At 38.8% G+C, this 24,923-nt stretch carries 23 protein-coding genes; 6 read left to right on the plus strand and 17 right to left on the minus strand.

All coding sequences use genetic code 11. The features are described 5' to 3' along the window. Positions 1-138 precede the first annotated feature (138 nt). The 11 genes from Q1A31_RS00780 to Q1A31_RS00830 all read right to left on the minus strand — a co-directional run bounded on the left by Q1A31_RS00780 (position 139) and on the right by Q1A31_RS00830 (position 12,707). Positions 139-1,647, minus strand: coding sequence for a YifB family Mg chelatase-like AAA ATPase (locus tag Q1A31_RS00780; RefSeq protein ID WP_299870947.1), 1,509 nt, complete (start codon positions 1,645-1,647; stop codon positions 139-141). Between the two features lie 132 nt (positions 1,648-1,779). Beyond that, entirely contained in the window at positions 1,780-2,541 is a 762-nt protein-coding gene (locus Q1A31_RS00785; protein ID WP_299870949.1) for an SDR family NAD(P)-dependent oxidoreductase, read from the minus strand. A gap of 43 nt (positions 2,542-2,584) precedes the next feature. After that, complete coding sequence (glpK, locus tag Q1A31_RS00790; RefSeq protein WP_299870951.1) at positions 2,585-4,099, minus strand: glycerol kinase GlpK; 1,515 nt, start codon at positions 4,097-4,099, stop codon at positions 2,585-2,587. Positions 4,100-4,234: 135 nt separating this feature from the next. After that, a complete protein-coding gene (locus Q1A31_RS00795; protein WP_299870953.1) occupies positions 4,235-5,956 on the minus strand; it encodes an ABC transporter substrate-binding protein in 1,722 nt (573 codons plus the stop codon). Positions 5,957-6,028: 72 nt separating this feature from the next. Further along, positions 6,029-6,310, minus strand: a complete 282-nt coding sequence (locus tag Q1A31_RS00800; RefSeq protein ID WP_131904724.1) for a DUF2160 domain-containing protein — start codon at positions 6,308-6,310, stop codon at positions 6,029-6,031. Between the two features lie 23 nt (positions 6,311-6,333). Further along, a complete protein-coding gene (locus Q1A31_RS00805) occupies positions 6,334-7,143 on the minus strand; it encodes a carbohydrate ABC transporter permease (protein ID WP_299871117.1) in 810 nt (269 codons plus the stop codon). A 65-nt stretch (positions 7,144-7,208) separates the two neighbouring features. Beyond that, entirely contained in the window at positions 7,209-8,090 is an 882-nt protein-coding gene (locus Q1A31_RS00810; protein WP_299870957.1) for a carbohydrate ABC transporter permease, read from the minus strand. A 3-nt stretch (positions 8,091-8,093) separates the two neighbouring features. Next, positions 8,094-9,182 carry an ABC transporter ATP-binding protein gene (locus tag Q1A31_RS00815; RefSeq protein ID WP_299870959.1) on the minus strand — a complete coding sequence of 363 codons (1,089 nt, stop codon included), beginning with the start codon at positions 9,180-9,182 and terminating at the stop codon, positions 8,094-8,096. Then, the gene (locus Q1A31_RS00820) at positions 9,182-10,261 is read right to left on the minus strand and encodes an ABC transporter ATP-binding protein (RefSeq protein ID WP_299870960.1); all 1,080 of its coding nucleotides are present in this window, start codon (positions 10,259-10,261) and stop codon (positions 9,182-9,184) included. Before Q1A31_RS00820 ends, Q1A31_RS00815 begins: the two co-directional genes overlap by 1 nt. Positions 10,262-10,302: 41 nt before the next feature. After that, positions 10,303-11,799 (minus strand): glycerol-3-phosphate dehydrogenase, encoded by a 1,497-nt coding sequence (glpD, locus tag Q1A31_RS00825; protein ID WP_299870962.1) that lies wholly within the window; start codon positions 11,797-11,799, stop codon positions 10,303-10,305. Between the two features lie 140 nt (positions 11,800-11,939). Further along, entirely contained in the window at positions 11,940-12,707 is a 768-nt protein-coding gene (locus tag Q1A31_RS00830; protein WP_299870963.1) for a DeoR/GlpR family DNA-binding transcription regulator, read from the minus strand. A gap of 439 nt (positions 12,708-13,146) precedes the next feature. On the opposite strand from Q1A31_RS00830, the gene Q1A31_RS00835 reads away from it, so the two are divergent. Both Q1A31_RS00835 and Q1A31_RS00840 read left to right on the plus strand, forming a co-directional pair. Next, positions 13,147-13,785 (plus strand): hypothetical protein, encoded by a 639-nt coding sequence (locus Q1A31_RS00835; protein ID WP_299870964.1) that lies wholly within the window; start codon positions 13,147-13,149, stop codon positions 13,783-13,785. After that, positions 13,782-14,048: a YcgL domain-containing protein gene (locus tag Q1A31_RS00840; RefSeq protein ID WP_299870966.1), complete on the plus strand. Its 267-nt coding sequence runs from the start codon at positions 13,782-13,784 to the stop codon at positions 14,046-14,048. Before Q1A31_RS00835 ends, Q1A31_RS00840 begins: the two co-directional genes overlap by 4 nt. Positions 14,049-14,143: 95 nt before the next feature. Here Q1A31_RS00840 and Q1A31_RS00845 read toward each other — a convergent pair whose 3' ends face one another. The 3 genes from Q1A31_RS00845 to Q1A31_RS00855 all read right to left on the minus strand — a co-directional run bounded on the left by Q1A31_RS00845 (position 14,144) and on the right by Q1A31_RS00855 (position 18,872). Further along, positions 14,144-14,632: a hypothetical protein gene (locus Q1A31_RS00845; RefSeq protein ID WP_299870968.1), complete on the minus strand. Its 489-nt coding sequence runs from the start codon at positions 14,630-14,632 to the stop codon at positions 14,144-14,146. Between the two features lie 195 nt (positions 14,633-14,827). After that, positions 14,828-18,085, minus strand: coding sequence for a fimbria/pilus outer membrane usher protein (locus Q1A31_RS00850; RefSeq protein WP_299870970.1), 3,258 nt, complete (start codon positions 18,083-18,085; stop codon positions 14,828-14,830). Positions 18,086-18,140: 55 nt separating this feature from the next. Next, positions 18,141-18,872 (minus strand): molecular chaperone, encoded by a 732-nt coding sequence (locus Q1A31_RS00855; RefSeq protein ID WP_299870971.1) that lies wholly within the window; start codon positions 18,870-18,872, stop codon positions 18,141-18,143. Positions 18,873-19,170: 298 nt separating this feature from the next. On the opposite strand from Q1A31_RS00855, the gene Q1A31_RS00860 reads away from it, so the two are divergent. Both Q1A31_RS00860 and Q1A31_RS00865 read left to right on the plus strand, forming a co-directional pair. Continuing rightward, positions 19,171-19,890 carry a gamma-glutamyl-gamma-aminobutyrate hydrolase family protein gene (locus tag Q1A31_RS00860; RefSeq protein ID WP_299870973.1) on the plus strand — a complete coding sequence of 240 codons (720 nt, stop codon included), beginning with the start codon at positions 19,171-19,173 and terminating at the stop codon, positions 19,888-19,890. 47 nt (positions 19,891-19,937) lie between these two features. After that, entirely contained in the window at positions 19,938-20,318 is a 381-nt protein-coding gene (locus Q1A31_RS00865) for a YbaN family protein (protein WP_299870975.1), read from the plus strand. A gap of 41 nt (positions 20,319-20,359) precedes the next feature. On the opposite strand, the gene Q1A31_RS00870 is transcribed toward Q1A31_RS00865, so the two are convergent. Genes Q1A31_RS00870 through Q1A31_RS00880 form a run of 3 tightly spaced genes read right to left on the minus strand, consistent with a single transcriptional unit; the run spans position 20,360 to position 23,230 of the window. After that, complete coding sequence (locus Q1A31_RS00870) at positions 20,360-20,710, minus strand: DUF1304 domain-containing protein (RefSeq protein ID WP_299870977.1); 351 nt, start codon at positions 20,708-20,710, stop codon at positions 20,360-20,362. Between the two features lie 21 nt (positions 20,711-20,731). After that, complete coding sequence (locus Q1A31_RS00875; RefSeq protein ID WP_299870979.1) at positions 20,732-21,448, minus strand: aspartate/glutamate racemase family protein; 717 nt, start codon at positions 21,446-21,448, stop codon at positions 20,732-20,734. Between the two features lie 54 nt (positions 21,449-21,502). Beyond that, positions 21,503-23,230, minus strand: coding sequence for a mucoidy inhibitor MuiA family protein (locus Q1A31_RS00880; protein WP_299870981.1), 1,728 nt, complete (start codon positions 23,228-23,230; stop codon positions 21,503-21,505). A 381-nt stretch (positions 23,231-23,611) separates the two neighbouring features. Between Q1A31_RS00880 and Q1A31_RS00885 the strand changes: the two genes are divergently transcribed. Then, entirely contained in the window at positions 23,612-24,388 is a 777-nt protein-coding gene (locus tag Q1A31_RS00885) for a TatD family hydrolase (protein ID WP_299870983.1), read from the plus strand. 29 nt (positions 24,389-24,417) lie between these two features. Further along, a complete protein-coding gene (locus tag Q1A31_RS00890; protein WP_299870985.1) occupies positions 24,418-24,906 on the plus strand; it encodes a hypothetical protein in 489 nt (162 codons plus the stop codon). Positions 24,907-24,923 lie beyond the last annotated feature (17 nt).

A 24,923-nucleotide genomic window follows, 5' to 3' on the forward strand; every position in this document is an offset into this window, starting at 1 on the left:
CGAACATTTTGTAATCGGAATATGAGTCTAGTATAAATCTAATGACACCCCCCTACTTTTAGGCGCTTTTTTTGATTTATCTTAAAAAAGTGCCCAAAAGTAGGGGGGGTGACTTAATTATTAATTTCTTACTAAAACCTAAACACCGTTCATGCGATCCATAGCTCGATAGCTAATGGTTTCGCTTAGGTGCGTTGTTTGAATATGTTCACTGCCTTCTATGTCCGCAATGGTTCGCGCAACTTTTAGAATACGATGATAAGCACGGGCCGAAAGTTTAAATTTTTCCATTACCTGAGCCAGTAAGTTTTCATCCGCTTCGCTTAATTTACAGTACTTCTCGATTTCTTTATTGCTTAGAAAGTGATTGGCTTTTTGTTGACGTTGAAGTTGTCTATTTCTCGCGTCGATAACCCTTGCGCGAACTGTCGCGCTGGTTTCTCCTGTGCTCGGGCTTTGCAAGTCTTCACGCGGTAAACGCAACACTTCAATCTGTAAATCTATCCTGTCTAAGAATGGCGCTGATAACTTAGAGCGATGTTTTCGCTGTTGCTCTAACGAACAGTGGCAATTACTTTTGAAATCGCAATCTCGACCTTGTGGACACGGGTTCATTGCAGTAATTAACTGAAAACGGGCAGGGTAGGTCGCTTGTCTTGCTGCCCTTGAGATGGTTATGCAGCCTGTTTCTAACGGCTCACGCAATACATCAAGTACCTTGCGATCAAACTCCACCAATTCATCAAGAAACAATACGCCGTTATGCGCTAGTGAGATTTCTCCCGGACGAACTTTTGCTCCTCCACCGACCAATGCAACACCCGAAGAAGTATGATGCGGATCTCTTATCGGTCGTAGCCCCCACTGACTGGAATCAAACCCCTGATCGCTAATTGATGCGATTGCCGCTGACTCTAAAGATTCCTTTTCTGACATCGGTGGAAGTATGGTTGCTAACCTTGAGGCAAGCATTGTTTTTCCAGTTCCGGGTGGGCCGATCATCAGTAAATTATGATTGCCAGCTGCGGCTATTTCTAAAGCCCGTTTCGCTTGAAACTGACCTTTTACTTCGCTTAAATCACTAGCGTACTTTACTTCATTGTTTATTTCGGTATTTTCATGAGCCAATAATCTTTCAGTATCGGTCAAGTGAGCGCAGATCTGTAATAAATGAGAGGCTGGAAAGACTTCTAGGTCTTTAATTAAACTGGCTTCGTTTGCATTTTCCTGAGGAAGAAAGAGTTTTCTATCTGCTTCGCTGGCAGCATAGGCTGTTGGTAATACGCCCTTTACTGGGCGCAGTTGACCTCCCAAGGCTAGTTCTCCGATAAACTCGTAATCTGCCAAGGCGCTCTCTGATATTTGCCCTGATGCCGCTAAAATCCCCAAAGCGATAGGCAAGTCAAAACGCCCCCCATCTTTTGGCAAATCTGCAGGCGCTAAATTGACCGTAATTCTTTTTGCTGGAAATTCGAAACGGGAATTAATAATAGCTGCACGGACGCGATCCTTACTCTCTTTGACTGCCAGCTCTGGGAGCCCTACGATCGCAAAGCCTGGAAGACCATTACTAAGATGGACTTCTACAGTTACCAAAGGAGCGTCGATACCATCATTGGTACGACTAAAAACTACAGCAAGATTCATAGCAATTTAGCATTATTATTTTTTATGAAAGATAATTATAGCTAAATATAACTCTACCCTCTATTTCTCCCTGATAAGAGGCAATGAGTGAAACGATAAATCCACTAGCTGTTTTAGATAAGGCCTAATGAATCAGGCAATCAACTGACCACCGTTAATTTCCAGCACTTGACCAGTAATATAACCTGATAACTTTTCAGAAGATAAGAACACATAAGCAGGCGCACAATCTTCGGGTAAACCCAGGCGCTGAAGAGGTATCGATAATCTAGTCGCTTCTAACTTTTCCTCACTGGAATAACGCTTATGGAAATCCGTGGTGATCGTTCCCGGAGAAACGGCATTTGCTCTAATATTATCTGGCGCTAATTCTCTGGCGAGCGCCTTTGTATAGGTACTGACAAAAGCCTTTGTCGCACTATAAATAGAAGAACCAGGACTTCCGCCTGTTGTTGCAGAAATTGATACCGTATTTATGATTGAAGCATTTTGTGATTTACGCAAAGATGGAATTAATGCACTGGTGATTATCACAACCGAAGTTTGATTAAGATCGACAAGTTTTTGGTATTGATCGCTAGTAAGTTCATCAGCCGGAAAACGACCTAGCATTGTTCCCGCATTATTGATTAACACATCGATAGTTGATGTTTCTGCTTGTACAAATTTCACAAATGCTTCTATTGAATTTGCATCAGTCATATCGGCTTCAAAAACAGAATCTGTGATATCTGCAAGAGCACCAGCAGTTCCTGAACGACCACTATGAGCGATTACTTTTGCGCCACATTGTTTCATTGCTTTGGTTATGGCTAAACCAATACCGCGACCTGCACCAGTTATTACAACGGTCTTACCTGATAGAAGATCGTTACTAAATCCATTATTAGTCATTAGCTTTTTCCTTTAATTCTTATTTAGTCATTTTCTGAAATGGTTAATTATCATTTGAACTAGCTTTTGATTGAGCAATAGTACTTTCAACTGCCGCACGCCAAGCCTTGTATCGACAAGCACGTTTAGCTTCATCCAATCGCGGTTCAAAACGGTTCTGGAGTTTCCACGATTTGGAAAATCCTTCCATATCTGGCCAAACACCACTCTTCATTCCAGCAAGCCAAGCGGCGCCTAAAGCTGTTGTCTCAAGAATAGAAGGTCGATCAATAGAAGTAGCAAGTGTGTCTGCGAGATATTGCATCGTCCAATCGCTAGCCACCATACCGCCATCAACTCTGAGTACACTTTCTTCCTTTTGCCCTTGCCAATCCTTTTTCATGGCATCAACCAAATCACGTGTTTGGTAACAAACCGCTTCTAAAGCAGCTCGTGATAATTCTCGTGGTCCCGTGTTGCGCGTTAGTCCAAATATTGCTCCTCTAACATCCGGCTCCCAATAGGGTGCGCCGAGACCAGCAAATGCAGGAACCATAATGACATCTTGACTACGATCAGCTTCAGCAGCAAGACCTCCAGTTTGACTCGCATCATCAATGATTTTCAATCCATCTCGGAGCCACTGTACAGCAGCTCCCGCAATGAAGATTGAACCTTCTAATGCATAAGTCGTTTTACCATCGATTCTGTAAGCGATAGTTGAAAGTAGACGGTTGTTCGATACCGCTCGTTGCTCGCCGGTATTCAACATAACAAAACAACCTGTTCCGTAAGTTGACTTGATCATTCCGGGAGAAAAACACGCTTGCCCTAAAACGGCAGCATGCTGATCGCCGGCAATTCCAAGTACTGGAATTGAAGCACCAAATAAATCTGTTACGGTATTACCAAACTCAGCAGCACAATCTTCAACAGTTGGAAGAATTGCCCGCGGAATGTTAAATATTTTCAGTAATTCATCGTCCCACTCATTCTTTTCCGTATTAAAAAGTAGCGTTCGGGAAGCGTTTGTCGCATCTGTTTTATGCGAAGCACCATCGGTAAGACGCCATAATAAATAGGTATCGATTGTTCCGAATAGTAACTCTCCGTTGTTCGCCTTCTTTCTAGCGCCATCCACATGATTGAGCAACCAGTTAATTTTTGTTGCAGAAAAATAAGGGTCAAGCAAAAGCCCTGTTTTATCTCTAACCGTTTCTTCGTAGCCACTCGCTTTTAATTCATTACAAAAACTAGAAGTACGTCTGTCCTGCCAAACAATCGCGTGATGTATGGGTTTACCTGAAGACTTTTCCCAGATGACTGTAGTTTCACGTTGGTTTGTGATTCCAATACCGGCAATTTGTGTCGCTTTTATTCCGGCATCAGCAATAGCTTTTCTGCAAGTTGCCACAACGCTATGCCAAATTTCTTCAACGTCATGTTCGACCATACCCGATGCGGGAAAATGTTGAGTGAACTCCTGTTGTGCTGATGAGATAATATGAAAAGCATCATCAAATAGAATAGCGCGAGAGGATGTTGTACCTTGATCTATCGCCAGAATGTAAGAAGCCATAACTGTCTCCATTTTTTTGTACAAAACATATAATTAAAAAAGGACCTGAGTTGCCTCAAGTCCAAATCGCATCCTTTTTAAGCGATGCAGGAGGAGTGCACGTCTAAACCTCTAGACGTGCATAGTAAGTACTTACTACTGAGTCCAACTCTTAACAAGTTCGTCGTATGAAATAGTAACGCCTTGAGGCTTTTCATTTGCTAATTTTGGTTTAGGTGCACCAGCTTGAGCTAACCAGTATTCTGCATCTTTTTCCTCATTTAACTTAGGACCAAGATCACCTTGAACACCTGCACGCTCGATACGAGCTAATACTTTTTCCTGTGCAGCGCATAAACCATCTAATGCTCCTTGTGCCGTTTTAGAACCAGACATGGCATCACCAATATTCTGCCACCAAAGTTGAGCTAGCTTAGGATAATCAGGTACATTTGTTCCAGTTGGAGACCACTGAACACGAGCAGGTGAGCGATAGAATTCAATCAATCCACCAAGCTTATTCGCACGATCTGTAAAGTGCTTAGCGTTAATGGTAGATTCTCGAATGAAGGTAAGACCCACATCAGATTTCTTCAAATCAACAGTTTTAGAGGTCACAAACTGAGCATACAACCATGCCGCTTTTGCTCTATCAGTTGGAGTAGACTTCATCAATGTCCATGAACCTGCATCCTGATAACCAATTTTTGTACCTTCTTTCCAGTAAGCACCATGTGGTGAAGGAGCCATCCGCCATTTAGGAGTACCGTCTTTATTCATTACTGGGAGATCAGGTTTAACTGTTGCAGCAGTAAAGGCTGTATACCAGAACATTTGTTGAGCAACATTACCTTGCGCTGGAACTGGTCCTGCTTCACCAAATGTCATACCAGCAGCTTCAGGTGGAGAATACTTCTTCAACCATTCGATTGCTTTAGTTACCGCATAAACAGCAGCAGGTGAATTAGTCGCGCCACCACGTGCAACACAAGAACCTGTTGGTTGTGACTTGTCATTTACACGAATACCCCACTCATCAACAGGAAGCCCGTTTGGTTCTCCGACATCACCCATACCCGCCATTGACATCCAGGCATCAGTATAGCGCCAGCCAAGTGATGGATCTTTTTTACCATAGTCCATATTGCCATACACTTTCCCATCAACGCCTAAGCGCGATAGGTCACGTCCTGTAAAAAACTCAGCAATATCTTCATACGCTGACCAGTTCACTGGAACACCTAGGTCGTAGCCATATTTAGCTTTGAAATCCCCTTTGTTTTTTGCGTCATCGAACCAATCGGCTCTGAACCAATAAAGGTTTGCAAACTGTTGGTCAGGGAGCTGATAGAGTTTCCCATCAGGTGCGGTTGTAAAAGATGTGCCGATAAAGTCTTTAATATCAAGACCTGGATTTGTAACGTCTTTACCTTCTCCATCCATCCAGTCTGTCAGGTTTCTTACTTGTTTGTAACGCCAGTGTGTTCCAATTAAATCGGAATCATTTACATAGCCATCATAGATGTTCTCACCTGATTGCATTTGAGTTTGAAGTTTCTCAACTACATCGCCCTCGCCAATCAAATCATGAGTGATTTCTATACCTGTAATGGCTGTAAATGCTGGTGCAAGAACCTTGGATTCATATTCATGCGTACCAATAGTTTCTGAAACAACCTTAATTTTCAAATCCTTGAACGGTTTGGCTGCATCGATAAACCACTTCATTTCTGCTTTCTGTTCATCAGCATTTAACACTGAGACGCCAGCGATTTCGTCTGTTAGAAACTTATCTGCAGCAGCCATATCAGCTTGTGCAGAACTCATCCCTAACATCAAACCAGCTACTGCTGTAGATATTAGTAAATGTTTTCGCATAATAAAATCCTCCTTTAAGATTTTATGTAGATTGAAGGGACATACTTTCTAGTGTATGTTCCCATTTTGACTTCATACTGTTTTAAATACGCCAATGGCATAAACAAATGAAATACCGAGAGCCCACCACAAACCAGGACCTATAAAGCCTAGCCAAGCGAGGTGGATAAATGCACTACCAAGCAATGATATAAACAAACGATCACCCCTTGTTGTTTCGAAACGTAAAATACCTACCCGTGGATTTCCACCCGGTGAAAAATATTCCCATACCATCATAATGACCAGGCAACTCACAATTCCTAACCAGAAAAGTGCAGTCGGACCGGTCCATGCCATCCAAGAGAGATCCATTATTTGATACTCCTTTTAATTGTTTAAACGCGGCCTAGGGCAAAACCCTTAGCGATATAATTTCGAACAAAGTAAATAACTAATGCACCAGGAATAATGGTTAATACTCCTGCCGCTGCTAAAACGCCCCAATCAACCCCTGAAGCTCCCACCGTTCTTGTCATAATTGCGGCTATTGGTTTTGCATCAACAGTGGTCAATGTTCTAGCTATCAATAATTCAACCCAAGAAAACATAAAGCAGAAGAATGCTGCCACTCCTATTCCAGAAGCAATTAATGGTGTGAATACTTTTATAAAGAATTTTGGAAATGAATAACCATCTATATAGGCTGTTTCATCAATTTCTTTTGGAATGCCAGACATGAACCCTTCTAATATCCAAACTGCTAAGGGAACATTAAACAAACAATGAGCGAGCGCTACGGCTATATGAGTGTCAATCAAACCAAAGGATGAATATAGTTGAAAAAATGGAAGTACGAATACTGCTGCGGGTGCCATACGATTCGATAACAACCAAAAAAACATATGCTTATCACCTAGAAAACGATATCTAGAAAATGCATAAGCCGCTGGCAGGGCCACTGAAATTGAAATAACCGTATTCATCACTACATAAATAATCGAATTTATGTAGCCGTTATACCAAGACGGATCGCTGAAAATTACCGCATAATTGCTTAATGTTGGATTATCAGGAATAAGTGTAAATTTAGAGAGAATTTCCTGGTTCGTTTTAAAGCTCATATTCACGAGCCAGTAAATCGGCAACATCAAAAAGAAAATATAAAGAGAAGGAGTAAACCATCTAAAATTTTTTGGTTTTTTCATTTGGTTTGCCTGACGCAGTGCACCTTCAACCAAATGTGTAGTCGGTTTATTATTATCAGACATAATTATTCCTCCACCTCTGGCTTATCGGTTCCCACATTACTCATTACTGTGAAAAAGACATAGCAAACCAGCAACACGATTAGTTGGTAAACAAGCGACATCGCCGCAGCAGGGCCTAAATCAAATTGGCCAATAGCTTGCTTTACAAGATCGATTGAAAGAAACGTTGTTGAGTTACCTGGACCACCACCTGTGAGAACGAAAGGCTCTGTATAAATCATGAATGAATCCATGAATCGAAGCAGAAAAGCGATAATTAAAACGCCCTGCATTTTTGGTAATTGTATGTAACGAAAAACCGACCATTTCGAGGCACCATCAATTCTAGCTGCTTGATAATAGGCTTCAGGAATAGAAACTAAACCGGCATAACACAGTAATACAACAAGGCTTGTCCAATGCCAGACATCCATAATAATAATTGTAGCCCACGCATCGAATACATTACTTGAATAATTATAGTCAATTCCAAGCGCAGCCATTGTATGACCAAGCAGTCCGATGTCTGCTCTTCCAAAAATCTGCCAAATAGTTCCTACAACATTCCATGGAATGAGTAACGGAAGTGCCATCAAAACCAAGCAAATAGGAACCCAAATACCTTTTTTTGGCATTGATAATGCAATCAAAATACCTAAAGGAATTTCTATACAGAGAATGATAAATGAGAACAAAAGATTACGACCTAAAGCATCATGAAAACGCTCAGATCTAAGGACATCAGTAAACCACTCTGTACCTACCCAGAAAAATTTATTACCGCCAAAGGTATCCTGCACGGAATAGTTAACCACAGTCATTATTGGAATAATTGCAGATAAAGCAACCAGCAAAAAAACCGGTATTACCAGTAACCAGGCTTTGTTGTTATATGTCTTATCCATGATCTAAATACCTTTTTCATTTTCTAGGGAACGAACCAAATGATCATCCTGGTAAATATTTATTCGTGTTGAATCGAAGATCAATTTAGGCTCAGCAGGAATGTTTTCTCCTTCATTTAAAACAACATTCAATTCAACGCCTTCAATACTTGCACGAACAATCTTGAAACGGCCTATGTCTTCAACACCATTAATTTGTGCGGGAATTCCCGATTCCGAATTTGTAAGGGTCAAAAATTCAGGACGAATACCAAGCTCAATTTTTCCTGCTAAATCTGGGTAAGCTCCTTTTAGAGTAACTGTATGATTTCCCAATTTTGCCTGATTACCACTGACTTCAGCAGGTAAAATATTCATACCTGGCGATCCAATAAAATAACCAACAAAGGTATGTTTAGGTTCATCAAACAGTTCCTCTGGCGTCCCTATTTGAACCACTTCACCTTCATACATAACCACGACTTTATCGGCGAAGGTCAATGCTTCTGTCTGATCGTGTGTTACGTAAATCATGGTGTGACCGAATTGACGATGCAGATCTTTTAATTTAGTTCGAAGTTGCCACTTCATGTGCGGATCAATAACCGTCAATGGCTCATCAAACAGAATAGCGTTCACGTCGTAACGAACTAAACCACGACCCAGCGAAATCTTTTGTTTTTCGTCAGCAGTAAGTCCGCGTGCTTTTCTATCTGCTTTTTCGCTTAAATCCAGAATGTCTATCATTTCAGAAACTCGCTTTGATATTTCATCATTTGGCACTTTACGATTCTTAAGTGGAAATTCGAGATTTTGACGAACAGTCATCGTGTCATAAATAACTGGAAACTGAAAAACTTGAGCAATATTGCGTTGCTCAGGTTGTAGGTTTGTCACATCTTTTCCATCAAAGAGTATCTGTCCATTAGATGGAACTAATAGCCCTGATATGATATTTAGAAGCGTTGTTTTACCACAGCCTGAAGGTCCCAAAAGAGCATAAGCTCCACCATCATCCCAAGCATAATCAAGCTCTTTTAATGCAAAATCATGATCGGTTTTTGGATTTGGCAGGTAGGAGTGCGCCAGTTTATCAAGTGTGATTTGAGCCATTATGCTGCTCCCGTCTTTGGAGCAGATATGAGTTTATTCTCTCCATCAAATATAAAAAATTTCGCTGGATCCATATAAACCTGAATTTGCTCACCGATATCTACTCGATGTACACCGTGTGTAAGTATCACCAGTTTTATGTCATCGAAAGCCACATGAACAAACGTCTCTGATCCAGCTATTTCTGAAGTAGAAACAGGTGCCACAACTTTCACTGATGATTGCTTTGGCTCACTGAGCATTAAGTGATGTGGGCGAATACCAATACTATAAGAACCGTCTGATAATCCAGATAGATCTTCAGGGCAGTCAACCTTACCTTGAGAAAAGGCGAATTGTGCGCCTTGCTTTTGCATCGGAATCACATTCATGGGTGGATCGGAAAAGGTTTGTGCCGTGACTAAATCTGAAGGATTATTGTGTACATCAATTGTCTGGCCAAATTGTGTGATACGGCCTTCATGTAATGTCGCAGTATCACCACCTAGTAATAAAGCTTCTTGTGGTTCTGTAGTCGCATAAACAAATATAGCACCAGTCTCTGCAAAAATACGAGGCAGTTCTATTCTCAGTTCTTCACGTAATTTATAGTCTAAATTTGCTAATGGCTCATCAAGTAAAACAAGTTCTGCGCCTTTTACTAATGCTCTTGCCAGTGCGGTTCTTTGCTGTTGACCACCCGATAAATACAAAACTCCTCTATCAAGATATGGCGAAAGCTTCATCAACTCTGCAGCTTCACGAACCTTCTTATCTATTGATACTTTATCAACTCCTGCTACTCGTAAGGGAGAGGCAATATTTTCGTAAACAGTAAAGCCTGGGTAGTTAATGAATTGCTGATATACCATCGCAATATTACGTTTTTGCACAGGTGTTTTAACCACACTAGCGCCGTCCATCAAAATATCGCCTGAGGTTGGTTTATCAAGACCCGCCATCAATCGCATCAATGACGTTTTTCCAGACAAAGTTGGCCCTAGAAGGACATTTAAAGACCCTTTCTCTAATTTCAAAGACACATCATTTATGTGAAAGGTATTTCCTACCTTTTTACTCACATTACGCAATTCTAACAATTCCAGCTCCTCTGCTTTGTTTCTTGCTTATTTACTTTTATTTATTGGTTTTGTTGTAGCCAATTATCTAATTCTTTTATTTCCTGATCGCTAAGGCGAATACCAAGTTTGGATCTTCTCCAAACAATATCTTCCGCAGTTTCTGCCCACTCGTGTTTTATCAAATACATGACTTCTCGTTCTGTCAGCGAACCACCAAAATCATGTCTCATATCTTCAAGCTTAACCGCACCATCCATCAGTACCCAAGCTTTGGTACCATAAGAGCGAATCAACCTTTGAGCCAAAGATTGCTCTATAAAAGGGAATTCAGCCTTTAATTTCGACACTAATAAATCATAGTCAGAAACTGCGAAATCACCACCAGGGAGGGAAGAATCTGCAGTCCATGAATCTTTTCGACTTCCGATCAAATCCTCAATTTTCTCGAGCATTGACTCTGCCAATCTGCGGTAAGTAGTGATTTTTCCACCAAAAACATTCACTAGTTTTGGCTCATCACCTTTGCCATCAACGCGTAACACATAATCTCGTGTCGCCTCTTGTGCCTCTGTTGCACCATCGTCATAAAGAGGGCGAACACCTGAATATGACCAAACGATATCTTCAATTTTGATCGGTTTTTCGAAATACTCACTGGCAGCTGAACATAAATACGAAACTTCAGAATCAGTGATTTTGGCGTTTATCGGATCACCTTTGAAATCATGATCCGTGGTTCCTATGAGGGTGTAATCATTCTCGTAAGGCAACGCAAAAATAATGCGGTTGTCGCTATTTTGAAATATATATGCTCTGTCATGATCATGAAGTTTTGGGACAACGATATGACTTCCTTGTACCAGTCGAACATTTTTAGCGTTGTTGCTGCTCATCGTTTCATCGAGCACTTTATCTACCCAGGGTCCTGCAGCATTCACTATCAAACGAGCTTTATGCTGTTTCCTATCCCCGGTACGAACATCTTCTGTCGTAATGTTCCAATAGTCTTTCTCTCTACAAGCATAGACAACTTTAGAGCGAGTTTCTATTTTTGCGCCACGATCTTGAGCGTCTTTTGCATTCAAAACGACTAGACGAGCATCATTCACCCAACAATCTGAGTACTCAAATCCTTTTGAAAATATTTTTTTTAACGGTTTTCCTATAACAGACGTTTTTAAATTAACCTGAGAAGTGCCGGGTAATAACTTGCGCTTACCGATGTGATCATAAAGAAATAAACCTAGTCGCAATAACCAGGCTGGACGCATATCACTGTGATGGGGTAAAACGAAACGCATCGGCCAGATGATATGCGGTGCCATTTTTAAAAGCACTTCACGTTCACCCAAGGATTCACGTACCAACCTGAATTCGTAATACTCCAGATAACGCAAACCACCATGAATGAGTTTTGATGACCAGGATGATGTGCCACTTGCCAGATCGTTCATTTCAGCTAGACGAACAGAATAACCACGGCCAACAGCATCGCGAGCTATGCCACATCCATTTATTCCGCCACCAATGACGAAAATATCATCTATCTCAGACAATACATTCTCCTATGTATTTATACATTTTCTGAATTTGCTTCATAAATTACGAATAGGAAAGATATTTGAAAACAAAACGAATGTCAAACGAAAGTCATGAGAAAATAATTGTTGAGTACTGTAAAAGTTATCTAGACTCGTTAGGTGGCCTCTACTTCGATAACCTTTACTTCAGACTCCTCACAAATCTCCCTAAACTCATTATCGTCAATAATATCTGTGACGAATGTATCTATTTGAGAGATGTGACCAATTCTCACTGGTGCGCTGCGTTTAAGTTTAGTTGAATCTGCAACCAATATAACGTGACGTGCATTTTTGATAATGGCTTGAGCTACTTTTACTTCTCGAAAATCAAAGTCTAATAATGAGCCATCAGAGTCTATTGCTGAAGAGCCAATAATGGCGTAATCGACTTTAAAGTTCTCAATAAAATCAACCGCAGCTTCACCCACAATCCCGCCATCTGATGATCTTACTACGCCGCCAGTAATAATTACTTCATTTTCTAAATATAGTCTTAACCTACTGGCAACATTGATATTATTGGTTATAACCATTAAGCCTTTATGATCTACAAGTGCATCGCTGAATGCTTCAGTAGTGGTTCCTATATTGATGAAGAGGGAAGCATTATCGGGAATCATTTCAGCCGCTGCTTTGCCAATCAGTACTTTCTGTGATGCTGCGATCTGTCTTCTTGCTTCATACTCGACATTGCCGCGACTATTAAGCAGTCTCGCTCCACCATGAACCCTCACCAGTTTTTTTGCTTTATCGAGTTCGTTAAGATCATTTCGAATAGTTTGCGGAGTCACATTAAATTCAGCGACCAGATCTTCAACAGAAACCTGATCCAGTTTTTTTAGCATATCGAGAATTTTATTTTGCCTTTTACTAATAAACATAAATCCACATGTCCCTTTATATTATTTTTACTCTATTTTTCGATTTTTTGTAATTGTACAAATTACGCAAATTTTTGCTCTTTGTCAAAATAGACTTAAATTACTGATATATAATACATAATTACTATATGTATTAAAATTTTGAAAAAAATTTACCCTTTAAATCCTAAATAAGAAAGTAAAACGAAAATATTTTATGGGTATTACAATCATAAAAACTGACAAACAAAATATTAAATAGCCCTTAAACATTTCCAAAACATAATTTTCTTTTAAGAAAATTATGCAAAATATATTTAATGAAAACCGAAATGCTTTGTTTTTCAGGACCTTATTAAAATTTAAAGGCACCCCCCCACTTATAAGCGTTTTTTAAGGGTATTCGATATGCAACATTAATCTCGAACATGTACAATAATGCCCAAAAGGGGAACATCTTTTGATCGAACTAGTACTTACCATTATTTTAGGCATTGGCGTTTTATTATTTTTAGTGAGTTATCTCACTTATATAGTTACCGGCTTTAAACACCATTTTGTGACGGGAGTAATCGCAGCATTACCTGTGCTCAACGTAGTTACACTGCCTTCACTATGGGATAAAGGCAGAGGTAAGTTCCTGATGGGGTTAGTAGGACTAGTTCTGGCGGGGGGATCATGGATTCTAGGTGCCAATAAAACCGTTAATAATTACCTTGCTCACAGAAATAACACTTCACCAGAGACTGTAATACGCAGTTCAGATAACACTCAACGCATTGTTACAAATAAGGGTACTGCCTCAAATAATAATCTCACTCCACCAAGAGCACAATACAACCCTATTGATGAATCAAAGATGCTTGGCCTGCCTAGCAAAGCGTTATATTCGATGCATTTTGACCCAGTACCCGTTAATCAAATAAGTACATTACAAGGCCGTATAGTTAAAATAACCAATCAACAAAATGAAGAGATTGAAGGTCGAATTAAAGCAGTAAGTGCGAGTAGTGTGGTGGTTGAAGGAGATTATGAAAATGAAATTCCGATTGCGACAATAAAACAAGTATTACTCATGGTTAAAAAAGCAAACCGATGAATTGTTATGTCTACCGCAGTAATAAAAAACAAGGTATGTACCTCTATCTTGTTGAAAGAGACAATTTCGAAGATGTACCTGAGTCTCTAATGAAATTATTAGGTGAAGTCGTATTCTCTTTTGAGTTTGATCTAAGCAAAGATCGTAAATTAGTAAAAGCAGAATCAGAAGAAGTGTTAAGAATACTAAAAGAAAATGGCTATTTTTTACAAATGCCTCCTGCCAAGAGTGAGTTTTTTGGGAACAATGAATCTCTAAATTGACCTAGACATAATTTTGTTCCACAAAAAAGCCGCTATCTTTCGATGCGGCTTTTTTCATTGAAGCAGTTATTGCTTCAAATCATAACTTTTAACTACTACTGAGTTGTTACAGTTAAAGTAACAGTATCAGAGTAAGTACCAGCTTGTACTACACCAGAAATAGCAGGTGAAGTCATGTTGAAAGCACTTGAAGCATTGTTACAAGAAGTTAAAGTTGCAGCGTTCGGAGCGCCAGCTGTATATGTAGTACCTGCCCAGCTTACTGAGTAATTAGAAGCACCGTGTAGGTACAAAGCAGCAACTGTATCATGCTGTAATTTGAAATCATTTACCGAAGATACTGCAACAGTACAACCACCAGTAGTGTTAGCTTCTGTACCTAGCGTACCAAGAGTAGTAGTCGCACCATTAACATCTGCTTCAGCAAGAACTACAGAAGTATTTCCAGCTAATGTGCCAATTAGGTTTACGTATGCATCTTTAGTTACATTGATTTCGATATCTGTAGAATCTGTTGCCGCAATAGCGAAAGAGCTAGTTGCTAAAAGAACAGCAGACGCAAGAATAGATTTAGTAAATTTCATTGTTTTTCCTATTTTTTATTTTAAAAGGGTTTGTTATGGGTTTGTTTTTTAAAACAAGGTAACCGTTAATTTTTATATTGTTGACCTTGGATATATCTTATCCATTTTTAGCTGAATGCTTCCTGAATAAAACATTCAGTTTTCTACCGTGTATCTGTTACCCTTTTCCAAAATGGCTATACAGAGGGGTTTTACTTATTCACCTATGATTAAGTTACCCACTTTGTGGACTTCACCTTTTAAGTCAGGAACAGTAATCTGGATAGAATCCATATCGGGATAATCGAATAATTCTAATTTATATGTTCCTGCGGGAATTGAAATAACTCTAAAACGACCCGCTTTATTAGAAAAGAATGCAATGGTGTTTTCTTCTTTAGCATTATTATTTGAAACAGGCACCCATTGACCTCCTTTAAACCCTAGAGGTTTATTTGCAGTGTTAACTAACATTCCATCTAAAATAGTCTGTGGTTCACCACCTGCTTTAATTAAGAAACCTTGATGATATTTTGGTAATACTTCAAACTCTGTTTTTTCAGTATCGTAACCATTAGGCAATGTGCTTTCATCGATATTAATGTTTTGATAACGGTATGAATCTAAACGCACCACAGCACTATCTCCCTTACCAGGTATCAAAGCCGTATAGTTATCGGGCAAACCAGTGTCATTATCTTCCGAGTATCTAAAACGATTATTACCGTTATTAATGGCAATGGGTGCTTCCTGATTAGAAGGCCCCGTAACTAATGCAAAACTATCATTAATAGGGTATGAAGTAGCGCAGTTTCCGCCCACACAGGCTAAACTCGTATTAAAACCTACATTCAATTGCTGAGTATTTTCACTATCAGACATACTGTATCTATTATGTGCAGCGAATGTGGATTCAAATCTGTTGTGCCTATACTGAACGTTAAGGTTCTGCTGTCTTGTATCATCATCTTGATAATGTTCTAAAGACCCTGCCAAACTGTTTGTGCCCACTAAACTTGTTGGTTTTACACTTAATTTCGATTCTAGAGTGCTGTCTTTGGTATTCACTAATACATCGAGACTCTTTTTACGACGGCTTGATTTATGTGATAAAGGAACAGAGAGTTGCATGCTCATTGAAAAATCATCTTCACTGTCATATCGCGCACCTAAACTGAGAGACACACCATTATCAAATCGCCTGGTGGTATTCAGGCTTGCATAGATATTTTCATCAGCATCATAATAATCGGATATTCCGAGGTTTAAATAACCATTCCACTTTTCACTTAAGTTCAAACTGAAGTTCGTTTGAAAATTCGACTTTAGACGTTGATTGCTTACTTCTACGATATTGCCTAATTCATCAACCGTATCTAATTGCACTTCATTAATTTGTGAAAAGTTTTCACTTCGATATTCGCCCGTAATTGTCCAACCATTCAGAAAGTCATTTATCGGTGGTTCAAGTCCGAGCATATCTTCTCTTAAGGTATCTAGACTAATATATTCTCTTTTCTTATTTGGTCTAAACTCGAAGCTTGTCGCATAACCTGTATCCTGATTATCAGCACCGCCACTAACGGCAAAACTGTTCTTTATTGAGCCTAAAGCCACAGATGTTAAAACTTCAGTTCCCAATAAGTAACTATTAGGGGTGATTTGAGCGTCTACGCTCAATGTAAGGTCTTTGGTTAAACCTTTTTGATAGTAGCCACTTAGGATCAATTCATCTTCTAAACTATCGTTGGTGTAACCTTCTTCATTACTCAAATAACCGACACTGAAAGCGTACAGAGACAAGCCTGATTTTAATAAGTGAGAGTCATAAAACTGCTCACTACTTTTGACTGTAATTTTTCCAAACTCGTCTTTTATGCGAACCCGTATGTTATTTGCACCGTTATATAGACCAATATCTTCTAAAGAATAAACCCCTTCTTTTAAGTAAAAACGACGGATTAATTGATTGTTTATGAATACTTCTACTTCCGAGTCTGAATCAAGAACCAGTGATTCATTCGCTTGTGGTCTTATCTGCAACTCAGGATCCATAAAGAATTCTTTACTCACTCTGATTCCATTTAAAGACAAGTTTTCTTGAAAGTTTCTATTTCCTGAAGATATATTGCCTAAGGTATAACGCTTCAATTTCTCAGGCTGATCAAAGGTAAGTGTTGTATTACTGAATACGTATTCTTCATCTCGAATATCTAAGGTTGTCTCTAATACTCTATCGCCAATATTCAAACTTCCTTCTAATTTCATTTTGAAATCAGCTTCACTAGTGTTCTGAGAATTTAAACCAACAGTGGTATATGCATTAATAAAAGTACTAATGTCATTAGCCTTTATTTTATTCTCGGCTCTAACTGATGCTTTCTTTCTGTTTATCATCGACAGAATATTGGGTTTTCTGAATTCATTCTTAATGTTTAAATCAAGACTTAGATTTGTCGGGTTATATTCCGCATCAATCCCCATTTTACTTAACTCAGAAAAATGAATTTTCTTTTGGCTCTTCAATTTTTCGTCTACGCGAACATAAACATGCTCTTTTAAAACATCTTTGAGAGAAATCAGTAATGGTTCAGTTTCTACTTTGTCTAAAACGCCCTGTGTATTACTAAATAATTTTAATTCACCAACCGTTGATTTGTTGACTCTTAATTCTGCAGTGACTTCCTTAGGAGTACTTGCAACCTTTTTACCAAATGCTTTTGCAAATAAAGCATTTAGATCGCTAGCTTTGGAATTATTTGGGGATGGTTGTTCAGCTTTTTCATCACTAACTCCCTGATTTGAAAGGGCCGTGTTATTAGTAGTTTGAGATAACGTTACAGAGCTTTTTACATCAGCTTCAGGAACTTCCTCTCTCGAACTGCTGAGTACTTCGACTCTAGCTGGAGTTTTTATAATTTTATTGGCTAAAAGTGGGGGGGTGACCTTACCTTTATTATCTATATCTACATATAGATTATCTGCCTGATTATTTATCGTTTTGTCATAACTTGTATCGCGATTATCAATTACAGCAGCATTTTCTTTAGTGACTTTACGAGCCACAATTACAGTGTTTTTTTCTTTTGGAGCTGACTTTTTTTGAACTTCTGGAATAAGTTTTTTGATATCCAGACTTTCATAAAAAGCGATCAATGCGGGATCATTTCTATTTAAATCACCTGTACTTTTTAACACTGCAACCTTTTTGGGTTTACTGGTATTTTTTAGTTTAGGTGATAATTTTTTCCGGTAAGATTTTTTTATCTTTGGAGAAGTCAGTTTTTTTTGCTGTCTAATCGATGATTTTTCAGCAGAAGAAATTTGATGATAGAAAGCAGCTATTTCAGCATCTGTTATTTCTTTTGCTGAGACTGAAGAAGAAGTAAAAAAGAGGGTGTAAAAAAGGAGAAAAAAACCAGCAACCCAAAAAATAACTTTAGAATCGTTAATTTTGATGAGTTGCTGGTTCATTGTTAATTAATTCACAAATTAAGCTATAGATAACCGTAAATTAGTTAATGAATTATTATTTAGGGTATTTAATTTCAGCTTTCCAGGCCCCATCCCTGAAATTCTTTGGTAATGGGATAAAAAAGCGTTTAGTTGAGCCACCTAAAACATTATTGCCTTCCAATCCTAAAATTTGCTTACCTTTAAGCTGAATTGTTTGACCGCCATTACGCAATATCAACGTTGCATAACGCATTAGTTGATGTTTATTACCTGTATTCGCTACTGTAATCGCTAATTTATTACCCTGACGCTGAACACTTTTAACCGATAGATTGCTCTTTGTTCCATTAGGCTGAACATAAAGCGCACCAACCAGCGTCATTAACATCTTTACACCCGTTGTATTTTTCTCTTCGAGTGAAACATAAACTTGTTCTGCAATTAGGCGATATGCTTGTTCTCGGGGTAATTTACCCGAGCCTAACCATTCAACTCTCACTCTTTGTGTAGAGTTAGCAGGAATAATCGTTTGCGGAGGATAGATCATGAAATCCTTATCAGCAGGTTTTCTTACTTCTTTATTATTGATTTGTTGTCTTGTAGTAACACTAAACTGAACCGCGATTGGCTGATTGCTTTCGTTAGATACTCTAACGGATTGTTTAGCTCCGCCACCAGAAGGTTTTAAAACTAATGACAAAGGATTCATTTGTAGCGCATTGCTACTCACACTGACGAGTAAAAAGAAAACACTAATAAAGGCTTTAGTAAGGAAGTGGTTATTTTTGTTATTTATTTTGTTCATTGCTTACATCCGATATGTATTATTTTTATTTTTGCTAAAGAACGTTTTATCCTTAACGTTACTCGTTTGAATATACAATGTGTTTTCTTTACCTAGGCTTAACCATTATTATTTTTGCATTTTTTATTGTTTTTGATCGGTTTTTTCTTACATATACATTATCACTTAATCTTTCACACCTACTTCTTTTGTTATTTATAATGTTCTCTTTTAGCATCTATTCATCTTTCGTTTAAGTCTATGATACGCTTGAGATGCGTCATACCTTAAATTTCAATCTTGCCTTAGGTTATTTATAATGGAAATCAGAATCGGGATACTCCTATGCGATCACGTTGCAGATGATTTAATCGAAAATCATGGCGACTATCAGGATATGTTTGCTGATTTAGTCCTATCTCAAGATGATGAGATTGAAATTAGCGTATACGATTTAACGGCTAATCAGTTTCCTATAGATTTAAGTGCTTGTGATGGCTATATAATCACTGGCAGTAAGTTCAGTGCGTTTGAAGATATTCCCTGGATTCATAAAGCCAAAGATTTGGTGAGAGATCTATATCAGGCTCAAATACCCACAGTTGGTATTTGCTTCGGTCATCAGCTCATTGCCGAAGCATTGGGCGGTAAAGTAGAAAGGGCGACAGATAAAGGTTGGGGTGTTGGTGTACACCAATGGCAAATTAAAAACCAACAAGAATGGATGAAGAGGAATCCTTTGGAATCAATGTCAATGCGCGCTAGCCATCAAGATCAAGTTGTGAAAATGCCGAAAGACGCCACATTAATTGCTGGTAGTGACTTCTGTCCCATTGCAGGGTTTCAGCTAAATTCCGTTGTTACGTTTCAAGGACACCCTGAATTTTCAAAAGAATATTTAGAAACTTTAATTACAAATCGATTAGATCGCATTGGTGAAGACACCACTAATGCCGCTATTGAGTCATTAAAGAAAGAGGTCGATGGTAAAACCGTTGGTTCCTGGATGGTAGATTTTATTAAGAACTCTCGTGCATAATTCACAATCTACTATCTATCTTTCAATAGGATAAACCCGCTAACTTGATGAAACTGAGAAAATACACCTATATAGTTTTGGGTTGGCTAAGCTTTGCTATTGGCTTTCTTGGGATGTTTGTACCATTACTTCCTACAGTTGTATTTTGGATTATTGCCGTTTGGCTCTGGTCTCGCGGTGCGCCTGAGCTCATGCAAAAAGTGTATGACAACGCTAAGTATGGTTCTCAGATAGAAGCTTTCATGCTGCATGGCGTGGTTTCAAGAAAGGGTAAAATAGCGGCCGTTGTTAGCATGTCTATTAGCTATATCTTGTTTCAGTTTTTTGCAAAGCCCGCCTTCATGACCGGAGCAGGGGTAGCTATTGTCTTAAGTGTAATTGCTATCTGGTTAGTCACAAGACCTGAACAGCCAAAACAAGATCCCTAATTCAGTTAAGTCACCCCCCTACTTTAAGGCTCTTTTTATTACTATAATGTAAAAATCAGAGCAATAAATGCAGGTAATGCCTGAAACACAACAATCTTCTTACTCACTGTCAGTGCGCCAAATATTCCCGCAACAATTACGCAAGTAAGAAAGAATATAACAATAGAGCGTCCACTTTCACCTAGGCTTAAACCCCAGATTAGTCCAGCTGCTAAAAAACCATTATATAAACCCTGGTTGGCCGCCATTGCTTTTGATTGGGTAGCAAATTCCTGAGTTAAACCAAATACTCTTCGGCCCATGGGTTTATCCCATAAAAACATTTCCAGGACTAAAAAATAGATGTGTAAAACGATTACCAGTGCGGTAAAACCTATAGCAAGCATTTGCATAAAGACTACTCAGTGAAAAATTTATTTAACGTCAGTTTTACAATAGCCTAACAATGCCTTTTCAACAGCTTTAAGTGCATGAATTTTTGTTGTATCAAAAAGTAGGGCAGTTGTATGTTCCGGTTTAACCAGCAATGTAATTTCAGTACACCCGAGAATAATCGCTTCAGCACCCTGTTCGACTAAGGAATCTATAATCCGCAAATATTCCTGTCTTGATGAATCTGCGATATTTCCCAGACATAACTCATCATAAATAATTTGATGAATGATTTGTTGATCTTGCTCGTTTGGAACAATCACATCCAAGCCATACTCCCTGATCAAGCGACCTTTGTAAAAATCCTGCTCCATGGTAAAACCAGTGCCTAAGAGTGCGATTTTATTAAGGCCTTGTTTTACAATTTCTTCTGCTGTCGCATCAGCAATATGTAATAGCGGAATAGAAATACCTTGTTGTATTTGCGGCGCAACAAGGTGCATCGTGTTAGTACATATCAGTATAAAATCAGCGCCTGCTTTTTCTAATCCTTGAGCAGCAGCTTTTAGTATTTCAGCTGTTTCATCCCATTTTCCCTGATGCTGAAGTTTTTCAATTTCTGAAAAATCTACGCTGTGCAAAACAATCTTGGCAGAATGTAATCCACCAAGGTTTTGTTTTATCCCTTCATTTATCCAACGGTAATAAAGCTCTGTAGACTCCCAGCTCATGCCGCCTAATAAACCTATTGTTTTCATTTTTTATAACCTTTATTAACTATTCGGGAGCCAATCTATAACGAAGTAAGACTTTTATAGCCCTGGAACTATACGATCTTCAGGATAACTCACGGAGTAACCATACTTAATATTCACTGACTTTTTTGGTAATAAGTTAATGTTCCAACTCGACACTCCTTTCTTACCATCTACATGTGTATTGGTAGGAAGGTCTCCCAGTATTTTAATTTTAAGTTCTTCGTTAGACGAAACAGGCAATACATCCTGTATCACTAATGGATAAGCTTTATTGTGGTTACTGTTTACGCTGACTTTGTAATGTCTTTCAACAACCTTCTTTTTACCAAATAATAAACCGTCTTTTCGTTTCTGATCTGGGTCAGGTAAAAATTTGATTTTCACTTTATCGTCTTCACCAAACGATAGTTTTATTTCTTCGCCTGATTGTTTTTGAGATAAGAAGGTACTGCCGACAAAACTACCGTTTCGATAAAGCGACATACTGCCAGCCAGTAATGGTGTTTCATCCTGGTATTTTGTAGTAGCAAGAATCATCACTCTAGGATCCATTCGAGGAGCGCTAGCAAGATTAATCGTTGATTGTAAATCTTGTGATGTCAGCGCGAAACGTCGCTTATTACTGCCAGAACCTAAACTGATATTACCCGGAACTTTATATTCCGCAGAAAAATCTGTACTGATCAAACGGCTTTGCTGTTGCTGCATACTTTTCCTAGGTGCTCTTTTGACGGGCGAAGGCATAGGAGCTGCCAGTGCCATATCTGCCATATTGTTTTTCTTCATCATCATGCCAGCACTTTCTGCTTGTACCATAGGCATAGCTTCTGGCATAAAATCTAATGCCCAGGGTTGAAGTATTGGTAATTGCGAGCCTGCGCTAGGACGCAAGGTAGATAACGTTACATCTACACCCGTCCAGTCTTCACCGGTTCGTTGACTAATTTGGGCTAAGGTTTTTAATTTAATGTCGCCTGTTTGAGTATCTAAATCAGCATCGTAAACTGGCTCCCAGCGGGCCCCGTTTATTTGATAAGTAAGATTTAAGGTTAACTCAGTCGCTCCATTAGATTCGACTTGTAGTTTTGCACTTCTGGTTTCTTTTTGATTAGTAGCGACCAGCTGAAGCTCGCGTTTCAATTGATTTAATGTCTGATCTTTCTCTGAAAGCGCAATTTCTGACTGTCTGATTTTTTCTTGCACTTCAGCAGTTGCAGAGTCTAATGTATCCCATGCCTGTTTCCACTGATCTAAAGGCAGATTCGTGTAGCTTCCACTTTTAACTTCTTCATTTTTTTGCTTTGTATTATTACTACCTAAAACCATCTGACGAATAAATTGAAGTTGTGTCTTATTACGACTTATATCATCTCGAATACGTTTTTGTTCTAACTGAACATCTTCAATTTTTTGACGTAATTCTTTTTCCTGTTGTTGCACTACATCTCTTTTAATATTCTTGAATAGCTCAATGCTACCAAGTGATACATCAGCCTGACTTTCACCAGATACACGCAATGAAGTTTCATTAAGATTTAAAGGCAAATTTTCTATAACCACTTCATTATTGCCCGCATTTAATGAAATCTTGCTAACTCGCGTCACTTTGGCGCTACCCGGATATACAGTGACTGCTTCAATGCTAGATTCTGCAATGATGTCATCTGCAAATGCCAGTGATGAAAATTGAGCAGAGAGTAGTAAGCCAAATAATGCAGTACTACTCACTAGTTTTAATGATGAAGATGACTTGAATATTAAGTCAGAAGTATTCTTAGACATTTTTATACCTTTTGTTGTTGGGTTAGGGCATATCTACTGCTTAGGTGTTTCATTTTCAAGACTAAACACGATCATATCCTAGGCTCACTTTGTAGGAAATGGATACCCCTTTACAAGAAGTGAAACAACGGAGATGATTGTGTTTAGCCTTGCCCAAAGGGGCTTAGCCAAAAATTCAAACTCTGCGTTATACTCACTTGAAAGGCAATAAGCATTCTGCGTGACTATGCCTTGATTCTGATTTTTTGGCGTTGCCAAATGAAGTACCTAAGCAATAGACATGCCCTACATATGACATCACTATAAAGAACGAGACTTTTAATTCGTTAATCAAGTGTAACAACTTTGTAAAAAGAATGTAAAAACCTAAAATAAGAAACCATGGAACTCATAGATAGCCATTCACATATTGATTTTGCAGAGTTTGATCATGATCGCGCTGACGCTATCCTGCGGGCTAAACAAGTAGATGTTTCTCATATTATCGTTTCATCGACAATTTCGGATCGTTGGAGATTGATTACAAATATAGTTGAAGCTAATCCATCAATGTGTCACGCAGCTTATGGTTTACATCCGATGTTTATGGATGATGTAAATAATGATGATCTGGGTAAATTAAAACAGTATTTACAAGAGTATAATGCCGTCGCAATAGGGGAGATTGGTCTGGATTTTTTTATCCCTGAAAGTCATCAACAACAGAACAAACAAAAGCAAATAGATATATTCGTCGGGCAATTAGCCATTGCTAATGAGTTTCAGTTGCCGGTTATTATTCACGCGCGTAAATCACTCGATATAGTACTAAAACACCTCAGACAATTTCCTTCTTTAACTGGATCTATTCACAGTTTTTCGGGTAGTGAACAACAAGCAAAACAGCTGATAGATCTGGGTTTTTATTTAGGCTTCGGTGGACCTATTACTTACACACGGGCAACTCGGTTACAACAACTTGTAAAAACACTGCCCCTGGACAATATGTTGATAGAGACCGACTCTCCGGATCAACCTGACTCATCTCATCACCAACAACGTAACGAACCCTCCTATTTACCCACAGTTGCAAATACCATTGCAGAAATACGCGGTATAGACATCAATCAGGTAGCGAGTGTAACAACGGCTAATGCGAAGAGGTTGTTTGCGTTATAATCCTGCGTCAGATTATTAGATGTGACTTTATGATGAAAACACTCTCCACCATAATTATGGGTATCGTTATTTTAGCTGGATTGATACTCGCGGTAACACCATTCGTTGCTGATAAGTTTTTCCCCGTTCCTGAGAATGCTACACGTGTAGCAAAACCAGAAGCAGCTGTAATGGCGCTTCAGCAATGGTTTCAATCACCCGATGCCTTAATCACGGATGTACAAGCAATTAACAAGTCGGGCAATGAAGCTTCATCATCCTGGTTTTCATTTAGCGTGGGTCGTCGCCCAGTTGAAAAGTACATTATCAATAAAAAATTATCTCAAAATACGCTGACACCAGAAATTTTAGAATCCACTTTCTCTACAAATAACCCACCAGCCAGTTGGTGGCATCCCACTGCTGTGAATCAGGAAACCTATTTTTCTGGCACAGATCAGGGACGTTCTGTGGCTTTGATATATAACCCGGATACTAAACGTGGTGTGTTAGTGACTAGAACTAAAAAGCTTAATTAAAAAAGTGCCTAAAAGTA

Origin of the sequence: uncultured Cocleimonas sp. (genome assembly GCF_947495625.1) — a bacterium.
Lineage (GTDB): Bacteria > Pseudomonadota > Gammaproteobacteria > Thiotrichales > Thiotrichaceae > Cocleimonas.